General features: G+C 65.8%; 9 protein-coding genes. 7 read left to right on the forward strand and 2 right to left on the reverse strand.

Annotation, left to right across the window (positions count from 1 at the left end; all coding sequences use genetic code 11):
* Nucleotides 1-388: 388 nt before the first annotated feature.
* Nucleotides 389-1,054 carry a chymotrypsin family serine protease gene (locus NS2_RS33585; protein WP_033091328.1) on the forward strand — a complete coding sequence of 222 codons (666 nt, stop codon included), beginning with the start codon at nt 389-391 and terminating at the stop codon, nt 1,052-1,054.
* 69 nt (nt 1,055-1,123) lie between these two features.
* Here the strand turns inward: NS2_RS33585 and lppU are convergent, their stop codons facing one another.
* Nucleotides 1,124-1,753: an LppU family putative lipoprotein gene (gene lppU / locus NS2_RS33590; RefSeq protein WP_033091327.1), complete on the reverse strand. Its 630-nt coding sequence runs from the start codon at nt 1,751-1,753 to the stop codon at nt 1,124-1,126.
* A 135-nt stretch (nt 1,754-1,888) separates the two neighbouring features.
* Between lppU and NS2_RS33595 the strand changes: the two genes are divergently transcribed.
* From NS2_RS33595 to NS2_RS33620, 6 genes are all read left to right on the forward strand, one after another.
* Nucleotides 1,889-3,184, forward strand: a complete 1,296-nt coding sequence (locus NS2_RS33595; protein ID WP_045440126.1) for a cytochrome P450 — start codon at nt 1,889-1,891, stop codon at nt 3,182-3,184.
* Between the two features lie 294 nt (nt 3,185-3,478).
* A complete protein-coding gene (locus tag NS2_RS33600; RefSeq protein WP_033091326.1) occupies nt 3,479-4,381 on the forward strand; it encodes a L,D-transpeptidase in 903 nt (300 codons plus the stop codon).
* A gap of 240 nt (nt 4,382-4,621) precedes the next feature.
* Nucleotides 4,622-5,551 (forward strand): carbohydrate ABC transporter permease, encoded by a 930-nt coding sequence (locus NS2_RS33605; protein WP_033091325.1) that lies wholly within the window; start codon nt 4,622-4,624, stop codon nt 5,549-5,551.
* Nucleotides 5,552-5,604: 53 nt separating this feature from the next.
* Nucleotides 5,605-6,396: a carbohydrate ABC transporter permease gene (locus NS2_RS33610; protein WP_081986399.1), complete on the forward strand. Its 792-nt coding sequence runs from the start codon at nt 5,605-5,607 to the stop codon at nt 6,394-6,396.
* Nucleotides 6,397-6,415: 19 nt separating this feature from the next.
* Entirely contained in the window at nt 6,416-7,747 is a 1,332-nt protein-coding gene (locus NS2_RS33615) for an ABC transporter substrate-binding protein (protein WP_082062784.1), read from the forward strand.
* Between the two features lie 27 nt (nt 7,748-7,774).
* A complete protein-coding gene (locus NS2_RS33620) occupies nt 7,775-8,854 on the forward strand; it encodes an ABC transporter ATP-binding protein (protein WP_033091323.1) in 1,080 nt (359 codons plus the stop codon).
* 3 nt (nt 8,855-8,857) lie between these two features.
* Here NS2_RS33620 and NS2_RS33625 read toward each other — a convergent pair whose 3' ends face one another.
* A complete protein-coding gene (locus NS2_RS33625; protein ID WP_096490765.1) occupies nt 8,858-10,840 on the reverse strand; it encodes a M13 family metallopeptidase in 1,983 nt (660 codons plus the stop codon).
* Between the last annotated feature and the right edge of the window lie 92 nt (nt 10,841-10,932).

A 10,932-nucleotide genomic window follows, 5' to 3' on the forward strand; every position in this document is an offset into this window, starting at 1 on the left:
GTTACTACGGAGTTAGGAAAAACACACCACCGATTGTGGTTCCGGTCATAGAGCCGGATCACATTCGTCGTACAGCTGTGAACAGCCACATCAGGGTTGGTTTCGAGCGTAAAGAACCAGGCAGTTATCTAGAACTTGTTCTAGTTTTCAACTATCCACCGACACATATGAACATCTACCGGGTAACAATTTGTAGGATCAAATTTATCGGAATTCGATAGCACATGGGCATTGTTCCGATATCTCCATCCAACTAGGTATCCGCCACGAACCTCGGCAGGACACGGCTCGGCAACATGTGGCAGTACAAGAGGCAACCGGGCTCGAATACTGACAGGATGAGTAACCGCAGGTTGAGATTCGTGCGGCTTCCGACGTCTGGAGGGACATGATCAACAAACTCGCCGGGGCGGCCGGCGCTTTCGCCGTCGCCCTGGGCACCGCGTTCTTCGGCACCGGAGCCGCCGTCGCCGATCCCGCGCCCGCCGTCATCGGCGGTGGTTCCGGGATCATCATTGATGACCAGTTCGAGTGCACGGTGACCACCATCGGTCACGACGGCGCCGGGCGCCTGGTCGGCCTCACCGCCGGGCACTGCGGCGATCCGGGGGCCAAGGTCTGGGCCGAAAAGAACCGGGCCGCAGGGCAGATCGGGCAGTTCGTCTACTCCAACCACGATCTCGACTACGCCGTCATCCAGTTCGATCCGGGCCGCGTGGTCCCGGTCAACCGGGTCGGCAATGTCGCGATCACCGGACTCGGCGGCCCGCCCGGATTCCCCATGATCGTCTGCAAGGAGGGCCGGACCACCGGCAATACCTGCGGCGTCTCCTGGGGCGACGTCTTCGCCACCAGCGTCGAGACCTGGAGCCAGATGTGCGTGGTGGAGGGCGACTCCGGGGCTCCGGTGGTCGTCGGCACCACCCTGGTCGGCATGGTCAACGCCTACCTGGCGGTGGCCTGCTTCGGGCCCGAGGTCGGCACCAATATGAGCTCGATCATGGCGGACCTCAATGGCCGCGGCGGCATCGGCTCGGGGTACTACCCCATCTGACGGTATGAAAGATGAGAGAAGGGGCGGTGATTCGCGAATCACCGCCCCTTTTTCTTGTCGGGTGCCGCCTCAGAGGGTGTCGACGCAGACGACGACCTTGCGCTCCTCGTAGACGTAGCCCTGGTTGTCGCCGGGGCAATCGTCGACGCTGGTGGCGTTCTGCAGGATGGTGGTGACCTTCACGCCGTCGGTGGCGGTGCGGGTGGAGCACGGAATGCGGTGCGCGACATCGGTGCCGACCTCCATGCAGTCGCCGACCACCCAGTCGACGGTCAGGCACAGGGCTCCGGTCTCCACGCCGTTGACGGTCTCGTAGTAGACCTGGTCGGCGCCCTTGCCGCACTGGGCGTTCTGCGGGGCCTTGCCGGTCACCTTGTAGTTGGATTCCTGGCTGCCGCAGGTGGCCTTGTCGATGGTGGCATCGGTGGTGGTGCCGCCCAGCTTCACGCAGTCGCCGACATTGGCGTGAAAGTCGGTGTGGCCGCCGCGGTCCGCGCGCGGGGTGGTGGTCGGCGCGCCGGATCCGGGCTTGCCCGTCGGTTTGGCCGGGGTGGTGATCGGCGACTTGGTCGGCAGGACGGTGTCGCCGGGGGCGGCCTGCGGGTGACCGGTGACGGTGGTCCCGCAGCCGGCGAGCAGCAGGGCGGCGGCGGAGATCGCGGGGAGGGCGATCCGGGCGGAAAGCTGCTGACGCAACACGGGTGAGTCCTATATTTCGAAACAAACAGATTTGGCTTCCCGCCCATGCATACACGACGAGTACCGGATAGATCGAACCGAGGTGGCCGATCATTTCGTGTAAAGGACTCACGAGCGGCGACATCCTGGAGCTGTATGTCCACTGACCTCATGGAGCTCTACGCCCGCTGGCGGCGCAAACGGGACGGCGACCCCTTCCGGGCGCACATCCCGGGGCTGGGCTCGGTCCTGTTCACCGGCACCCCGGAGGGGGTCCGCGAAATCTTCCGGGCCCCGATCGAACTGCTGGAACCGCCGCTGCCCAATCCCATCGAGCCCATGGTGGGCGCGGCCTCGCTCATCCTGGCGCGGGACGGACGGCACCGGCGCGAGCGGGCGCTGCTCGCACCGGCGCTGCACCGCAATCGGATCAGCGCCTACGGCACCGCCATTCGCGCGGCGGCCCGGGCCGAGCTGGACGGTGAGCGCACCGGGAACCCGTGGCGGCCGGGTCTGCGGGTCGATGCCCGGGCGGCGGCGCGGGCGCTGACGCTGCGGGTCATCCTGGCGGCCGTGTTCGGCATCGACGAACCGGCGCGACGGGCCGAATATACCGCTTTCACAACAGAATTCCTGGAATCGTTCGGTACCGCGCTGTTCCTGCTCCCGGTCCTGCGGCGGAACATGCTGCGACTGTCGGGCTGGGAGCGGTTCGAGGCGGCTCGGGATCGGCTCGACGAGCTCATCGATGCCGAGGTGGCGCGGCGGCGGGCGGCCGGGGGCGGCGGCGCGGATCTGCTCGGGCTGCTGCTGGGCACCCGCTACGAGGACGGCAGCGCCATCACCGCCACGGATCTGCGCGAGCAATTGCGGACGCTGCTGGTCGCCGGGCACGAGACCACCGCGACGGCGCTGGTGTGGGCGCTGTACCGGCTGCACCGGGAACCCGCGGCGCTGGCCCGGCTGCTGGACGAATTGTCCTCCGCCGGAACCGATCCCGATCCGGACGTGCTGGTGAAGCTGCCCTACCTGGATGCGGTCTGCCAGGAGACGCTGCGGCTGCATCCGCCGGTGCCGATCGTATTGCGCAGGCTCACCGGTGATTTCACGCTGCGCGGGGTGCCGCTGGTGGCGGGGGACACCATGGGGATCTCGATACAGCTGCTGCACAGCGATCCGGCGGTGTGGCCGCAGCCGCACCGGTTCCGGCCGGAACGATTCCTGGAACGGCGCTACGGGCCCTTCGAGTTCGCGCCCTTCGGCGGCGGGCATCGGCGTTGCGTGGGCGCGGCGCTGGCCGACTATGAACTTCGGATTGTGCTGGCTACTGTATTGACCGATGTGCGGCTGCGGCTTTCGCCGCGCTTCGCGCGCGGGGGAGCGCCGCTGACGGTGCCGCACACGATTGCGGTCGGTCCGCGTACCGCGATCACCTTCGATGTTCAACCCTGAAGCGGCGTCGGTGATTTCGATCACAGTGAGGTTTTAGGAAGCAATCACTCCGCAACCGGCCGCAGCGGTATCACTTTCGGGGAATCGCCGGTGCCAACGGCGCATTCGCGCCAGTCGAGCAGCCCATTAGCAGTCGTGTGACGCGGCACACACCTGGAAGTCGGTATGCATAACTGGCGCAAGGCAATTGGCTTGTCCGACAGATCGCTGTAGTAATGGACGCGGGGTTGGGACCTACGCGGGTGAAGTGCGCCCGCAATCTGCGTGTGAACAAAGATCTGAGAGGACCTTGCTGTGCGCCTTACCCGCTATCGGAGAACGGGACTGATCGCCTTCGCCGCTGTCGCGGCGACCGGAGCAGTGGTGGCGGCACCAGCGTCAGCGACCCCGCTATGGCCGGGCGGTCCGGATATCCCGGGCGTGCCCTCCGCCGTCATGCCGCAGCCCGAGCCGGGCTCGCTGCCCACCGATCCCAATGCCAAGGCGCCGATCCCGCCCGCCAACTTCGCGGCCCCGAGCATCAGCCCCGGTGACGGGGATGTGGTCGGCGTGGCCATGCCGGTCATCATCAACTTCAAGGAGCCGGTGAGCGATCACGCCACCGCCGAGAAGTCCATTCGCATCACCTCCACCAACAAGGTGAACGGCCACTTCTACTGGATGGGCGACAAGCAGGTGCGCTGGCGGCCCGAGGAGTTCTGGCCGTCCGGGTCGAAGGTGACGGTCAAGGCCGGCGACACCTCGGTCGCCTACGAGATCGGCGACGAGTTCATCGCCACCGCCGACGACGCCACCCACCAGATCACCATCACCCGCAATGGCGAGGTCGTGAAGACCATGCCGACCTCCATGGGCAAGAAGGGGCACGAGACCCCGAACGGGACCTACATCGTCAGCGAGAAGAACCGCAAGATGATCATGGATTCCTCCACCTACGGGGTGCCGATCACCGATCCGCAGGGCTACAAGCTCGAGGTCGAGTACGCCACCCGCATGTCCAACAGCGGCATCTTCGTGCACGCGGCCCCGTGGAGCGTTGCCCAGCAGGGTGTTTCGGACACCTCGCACGGCTGCCTGAACGTCTCCACCGAGGACGCCAAGTGGTTCCAGGAGAACGTGAAGAAGGGCGACCCGGTGATCGTGAAGAACTCCATCGGCACCCTGCGCACCGGCGACGGCTGGGGCGACTGGAACTGATACCTATCTGCTGAATTCGAGGGCTCCGCTCATACGAGCGGGGCCCTCGCCGCGTCTGTTGGTCATCCGTTCATGTGATTTCGGTCTCGAAAGCAACTGGGCGATCGTACGATTCGCCCCATGTCCGCGCCGCTTCGAGGTGTGTCCGGTGAACAGTCGGTGGCGCGTGCCGACCGACAGTTAAGCGGCCCTGCATCCCCAATTAACCAGATATTTGCCAAAGGTCGCAAAGCTGCGCGGGTGCGAACTTGGCCCGAACGAGTACTCCCGCAGCCCCCGGGCCGCGGGTGGCGAAGCAGACCCTGGCGAGACTATGCGCTCTTCGTCGTCCTCGTCGCGCCGAACCTGATCCTGCTGGGGCTGTTCGTCTATCGGCCGCTGATCGACAACGTAAGGCTGTCCTTCACCGACTGGAACATTTCCGCGACCACCCTGAACTGGGTCGGCTTCGACAACTACACCGAGTGGTTCGGGCGCGACGACACCTGGCAGATCGTCGGCAATACCGTGGTCTTCACCCTCGCCGCCGTCATCGGCAGCATGGTGCTGGGCCTGGCGCTCGCGCTGTTGCTGGACCGCAAGCTGTTCGGCCGCAATGTGGTTCGCTCCGCGATCTTCGCGCCCTACGTGATCTCCGGCGCGGCCATCGGCGTGGGCTTCCAGTTCATCTTCGACCCGGGCTTCGGCCTGATCCCGGATCTCCTGCAGCGCCTGGGCATTCACTCGCCCGACTTCGCGCAGAATCCGCACTGGGCGCTGTTCATGATCACGGTGACCTACATCTGGAAGAACCTGGGCTACAGCTTCGTCATCTATCTGGCCGCGCTGCAAGGGGTTCGGGCCGACCTCATGGAGGCCGCCGAGATCGACGGTGCGAGCCGCTGGACCACCTTCAGCCGGGTGCTGCTGCCGCAGCTACGGCCCACCACCTACTTCCTGTCGATCACGGTGCTGCTCAACTCGCTGCAGGTCTTCGACCTGATCAATGTGATGACCCGCGGCGGGCCCATCGGCACCGGCACCACCACCATGATCTATCAGGTCTATCGCGCATCCTGGGTCAACCAGCGCGCCGGATACGGGGCGGCCGTCGCCACCATCATGTTCCTGGTGCTGCTGATCGTGACCGTCGTGCAGGTGCGCATGATGGATCGAGGGGACGAGAAGTGAAGGCGCTCAACGCCAATCGGGAACTCTGGGCGAAACTCTTCGGCTACGCCGCCATGGTGTGCGTGCTGATCATCGTCGGCGTTCCGCTGTACTACATCCTGACCCGCTCGTTCATGGCGCACGCCGAGGTCTACACCCAGCCGGTCACCTACTGGCCCGAGCGCTGGCTGGGGTCGAACTACCGCGACGCCACCACCACGCTGCCGTTCTGGCAGTTCCTGCGGAACTCGATCATCATCACCGGCGTCATCTCGACGGTGAAGTTCGTGCTCGGCGTGCTCAGCGCCTACGGGCTGGTGTTCCTGCGCTTCCCGGGCAAGAACATCCTGTTCCTGGTGATCATCGCGGCGCTCATGGTGCCCAACCAGATCACCATCATCTCCAACTACGCGCTCATCGCGCAGCTGGGCTGGCGGAACACCTTCCAGGGCATCATCATTCCGCTCTGCGGCGTCGCCTTCGGCACCTTCCTGATGCGCAATCACTTCCTGTCGCTGCCGAGTGAGGTCATCGAGGCCGCGCGCATGGACGGCGCGGGCTGGTGGCGGCTGCTCACCCGGGTGGTGCTGCCAATGTCGGGGCCGACCATGGTGGCGTTCGCGGTGGTCACGCTGGTGAACGAGTGGAACGAATACCTGTGGCCGTTCTTGATGGCCGATGACGCGCGCGTGGCCACGCTGCCGGTCGGCCTCACCCTGTTGCAGAACACCGAGAACCCCAGCGTCACCAACTGGGGGCCGGTCATGGCCGGGGTCATCCTCACCATGCTTCCCATCCTCATCGTCTTTCTGGCTCTCCAGCGCCAGATGATCAAGGGCCTCACCTCCGGTGCGGTCAAGGGCTAAGTCCCAGAAGGAGATTCCAGTGTCCGATTCTCGTTTTCCCGCGCTGTCGCGCCGCGGGTTTCTCGGCCTCGCCGGTGCGGCCGCGGGTGCTGCCGCGCTGACCGCGTGCGCCGGTTCCGGTGGCGGCGGCACGCAGGGCGGTGACTCGAAGACGATCACCTTCTGGTCCAACCACCCCGGCACCTCCAAGGATCAGGAAACCGAGCTGATCAACCGGTTCCAGGCCAAGTACCCGGACCTGAAGGTCAATCTCGTCGACGCGGGCAAGAACTACGAGGAGGTCGCGACCAAGTTCAATGCCGCGCTCTCCGGCGGCGAACTCCCGGACGTGGTCATCCTGTCCGACGTGTGGTGGTTCAACTACGCGCTCAACGGCACCATCGAGCCGCTGGACAGCCACTTCGCCTCGGCAGGCGTGAACGTGTCCGACTACGTGGACACTTTCATCGGCGACTACAAGTTCAACGGCAAGACCTGGGCGCTGCCGTACTCGCGCTCGACGCAGATCTTCTACTACAACAAGGATCTGTGGTCCAAGGCCGGGCTGCCCGACCGCACCCCGAACAGCTGGGACGAGTTCGACGAGTGGGGCCCGAAGATCCAGGCCGCCATGGGCGGCGGCGAGAAATGGGCGCACGGCTGGGGCGACGCCAAGAACTACCTGGCCTGGACCTTCCAGGGTCCGTGCTGGACCTTCGGCGGCCACTACTCCGAGCAGTGGAAGCTCAAGTTCAACGACCCGGCCACCATCAAGGCCGGAAACTACCTGCGCGACTCCATCAATACCAAGAGGTACGCCAGCATTCGGCCCACCTACGCGGTGGACTTCGGCAATGGCATCATCGCCTCCGCCATCGGCTCCACCGGCGACCTCAAGAGCATCAAGACCAACTCGGCTGGCAAGACCGAGTTCGGCACCGGCTTCCTGCCGCACCCGAACGGGGCGGGCGCCACCACCGGCGGTGCGGGTCTGGCGATTCCGTCGCGCATCAGCGACGCCCGCAAGGAGAACGCGCTCAAGTTCATCGAGTTCATCACCAATGCCGCCAATACCGCGTACTTCTCGCAGGCCACCGGGTACATGCCGGTCCGCAAGTCGGCGCTGAACGATGCCAGCGAGCAGGACTTCCTGGCCAAGAACCCGAACTCCAAGACCGCCATCGACCAGCTGTCGCTGACCAAGCCGCAGGACTACGCCCGCGTGTTCATCGCCGGTGGCGACCAGATCATCGGCACCGGTCTCGAGCAGATCGGCCTGCAGAACCGGGACGTGGCAGCCGCTTTCGGCGACATCACCAACCAGCTGCAGACCATTATCGACCGGCAGATCACGCCGAAGCTGCCCAAGTAGTCCAACCGAGCGAGGAGATCCGCCAGCATGGCGACTGTGCAGTTCGAGGGTGTTTCCCTCACCTACCCGGGTGCGCCGGGGCCCGCGGTCGACGACCTGAACCTGGACATCGCCGACGGCGAATTCCTGGTGCTGGTCGGGCCTTCGGGCTGCGGCAAGTCCACCAGTCTGCGCATGCTGGCCGGTCTCGAAGCCGTGACCGGCGGCAATATTCGCATCGGCGGACTCGATGTGACCGGTCTGCCGCCGCGCTCGCGCGACGTGGCCATGGTGTTCCAGAGCTACGCTCTCTACCCGAACATGACCGTGGCCGAGAACATGGGCTTCGCGCTGCGCAATGCGGGAATGAGCAAGGCCGACACCCTGGTTCGGGTCAAGGAGGCGGCGGCCATGCTCGAGCTCGAGGAGCTGCTCGACCGCAAGCCCGCGCGGCTGTCCGGCGGGCAGCGCCAGCGTGTCGCCATGGGCCGCGCCATCGTGCGGCGGCCACAGGTCTTCTGCATGGACGAGCCGCTGTCCAATCTCGATGCCAAGCTGCGGGTTTCGACCCGTTCGCAGATCGCGGCGCTGCAGAAGCGGCTGGGCACCACCACCGTGTACGTGACCCACGACCAGGTCGAGGCCATGACCATGGGTCACCGGGTCGCGGTCATGAAGGACGGCAAGCTGCAGCAGATCGCCGCTCCCCGTGAGCTTTACGACAACCCCGTGAACACCTTCGTGGCGGGCTTCATCGGCTCCCCGGGCATGAACCTGCTCACCGCGCCGGTGCGCGAGGGCGAGGCCGTGCTGAACGAGCTGCGGATTCCGCTGCCGCGCGGCATCGAGGGCAAGCACGTGGTGGTCGGGGGCCGACCCGAATCCTGGGAGGTCACCACCGATTCGAGCAATGCGCTCGCGGTCGAGGTGGAGCTGCTCGAGGAGCTCGGGTCGGAATCCTTCCTCTATTCACACGGTGTCGCCGACGAATGGTCCAGCCGCTCCGGCCGGGTGGTGGCGCGGGTGGACCGTCGGTTCCAGGTCGCGCTGGGCGACCGGCTGTACCTGGCGCCCAAACACGACGAGCTGTTCTTCTTCGACGCCGAAACCGAAGAACGGCTGCGGTAGGAGTTACCAGATCCGTACGCGCTCAGCCGGATCCAGGTACAGCGCGTCGCCCGGGGTGACCTCGAAGGCTTCGTGGAAGCTGTCGAGGTTGCGGACGACGCCGTTGCAGCGGAACTCCGGCGGCGAGTGCGGATCCACGGCCAGGCGGCGGATGGCCTCCTCGGAGCGGGCCTTGGTGCGCCACACCTGGGCCCAGCCGAAGAAGACGCGCTGTAGACCGGTCAGCTCGTCGAGGACAGGGGAGTCCCGGCCCTCCATCGCGATCTTGTACGCCGCCAGGGCGATCGACAGGCCACCCAGGTCACCGATGTTCTCGCCGATGGTGAACTCGCCATTGACCTTGTGGTCGTCGGAGAGATCTTTGGGGGAGAACCCGTTGTACTGGGCGATCAAAGCCTTGGTGCGCTTGCCGAATTCGGTGCGGTCCGACTCGGTCCACCAGTCGACCATATTGCCGTCGCCGTCGTACTTGGAACCCTGATCGTCGAAGCCGTGGCCGATCTCGTGGCCGATGACCGCGCCGATGCCGCCGTAGTTGGCGGCGTCGTCGGCGTTCATATCGAAGAACGGCGGCTGGAGAATCGCCGCGGGGAAGACGATCTCGTTCATGCCCGGGTTGTAGTAGGCGTTCACCGTCTGCGGGGTCATGAACCACTCGTCGCGATCCACCGGGCCGCCCAGCTTGTCCAGATCCCGGTCGTGCTCGGCGGCGTAGCCGGAGCGGTAGTTGCCCACCACATCGGCCGGATCCACGGTGACGGCAGAGTAGTCGCGCCACCGGTCCGGGTAGCCGATCTTCGGGGTGAACTTCTCCAGCTTGGCCAGCGCGGCCTGCCGGGTGTCGGGACCCATCCACTCCAGCTCGGCGATATTGCGGCGGTAGGCCTCCTGCAGGTTCGCCACCAGCTCGACCATGCGAGCCTTGGCCTCCGGCGGGAAGTGCCGGGCCACATACAGTTTGCCCACGGCCTCGCCCAGCAGGTCCTGCACCAGGGAGACACCGCGCTTCCAGCGCTCGCGGTTCTCCTGCGCGCCGGTCAGGGTGCGGCCGTAGAAGTCGAAGTTGGCCTCGACCAGATCGGCGGTCAGATACGGGGCGCGGGCCTTCACGACCCGCCAGGCCGCCCACGCCTTCCAGTCGTCCAAGGACTCCGAGGCCCACGCCTGGGCGCAGGCACGCACGTAATCGGGCTGGCGCACCACCAGTTCCGCGAACAGCTCCGGGCCCGAACGATCCAGCCCGGCGGCCAGCGCGGAAGTCCAGGCGGCCCAGTCGAATTCCGGATTGTCGGCGACCAGCGCGTCGAAAGTGGTGAGGTTGTAGCTCAATTCGGCATCGCGACGGCGCACCACGTCCCAATGACCCGCGGCCAGCTTGGATTCCAGGTCGAAGACCGCCTGCGCGTCGTAGTCCAGCCCGGCCAGCTCGAACATGCGGCGGATGTGGGCGACGTACTTGTCGCGGATCTCCGCGTATTCGTCCTTGTGGTAGTACGACTCGTCGGGCAGGCCGATGCCGGACTGGGTGGCGTGCACCAGGTAGCGGGCGGAGTTCTTGTCGTCGGTGTCGACGTAGAAGGCCACTGCCCCGCCCACGCCGGTGCGCTGGAGGCGGCCGATGAGCGCGGCAAAATCCGACCGGTCGGCAATGGCGGCGACCGCCGCGAGCTCCTCGGCGATCGGGGTCAGCCCCGCGGCCTCGATGGCCTCGGCGGCCATGAAGCTGTTGTAGAGATCGCCGATCTTGCGCTCTTCGGTGCCGGGCGCGGCGGCGGCCGCGGAGGCGTCCTGGATGATCTTCTGGACGTCCAGCTCGGCCTGGTCGTAGAGCGTGCGGAAGGCACCGTCGACCGCCCGGTCGGCCGGTATCTGATAGGTGTCCAGCCATTTGCCGTTGACGTGCGCGAACAGGTCGTCCTGCACCCGCACGTCCGCGTCACGGAAGGACAGGTCGATACCGGAGGGAGGCGTCAGCTGCGAAGTCACGATCCCCAGTATGCCGACTCCGGAGGCACACGGCCGGGCGCTGTGAACTTCGCACCCTGTGCGTTCACCATTGGTGAACGCAACTAGTGTCC

The organism is Nocardia seriolae NBRC 15557 (assembly GCF_007990715.1).
Classification (GTDB): domain Bacteria; phylum Actinomycetota; class Actinomycetes; order Mycobacteriales; family Mycobacteriaceae; genus Nocardia; species Nocardia seriolae.

Excerpts from the sequence above, each read along its gene's own strand:
- NS2_RS33620 (WP_033091323.1), top strand. The coding sequence starts at position 7,775 with ATGGCGACTGTGCAGTTCGAGGGTGTTTCCCTCACCTACCCGGGTGCG.
- NS2_RS33595 (WP_045440126.1), top strand. The coding sequence starts at position 1,889 with ATGTCCACTGACCTCATGGAGCTCTACGCCCGCTGGCGGCGCAAACGG.
- NS2_RS33610 (WP_081986399.1), top strand. The coding sequence starts at position 5,605 with ATGGTGTGCGTGCTGATCATCGTCGGCGTTCCGCTGTACTACATCCTG.
- NS2_RS33585 (WP_033091328.1), top strand. The coding sequence starts at position 389 with ATGATCAACAAACTCGCCGGGGCGGCCGGCGCTTTCGCCGTCGCCCTG.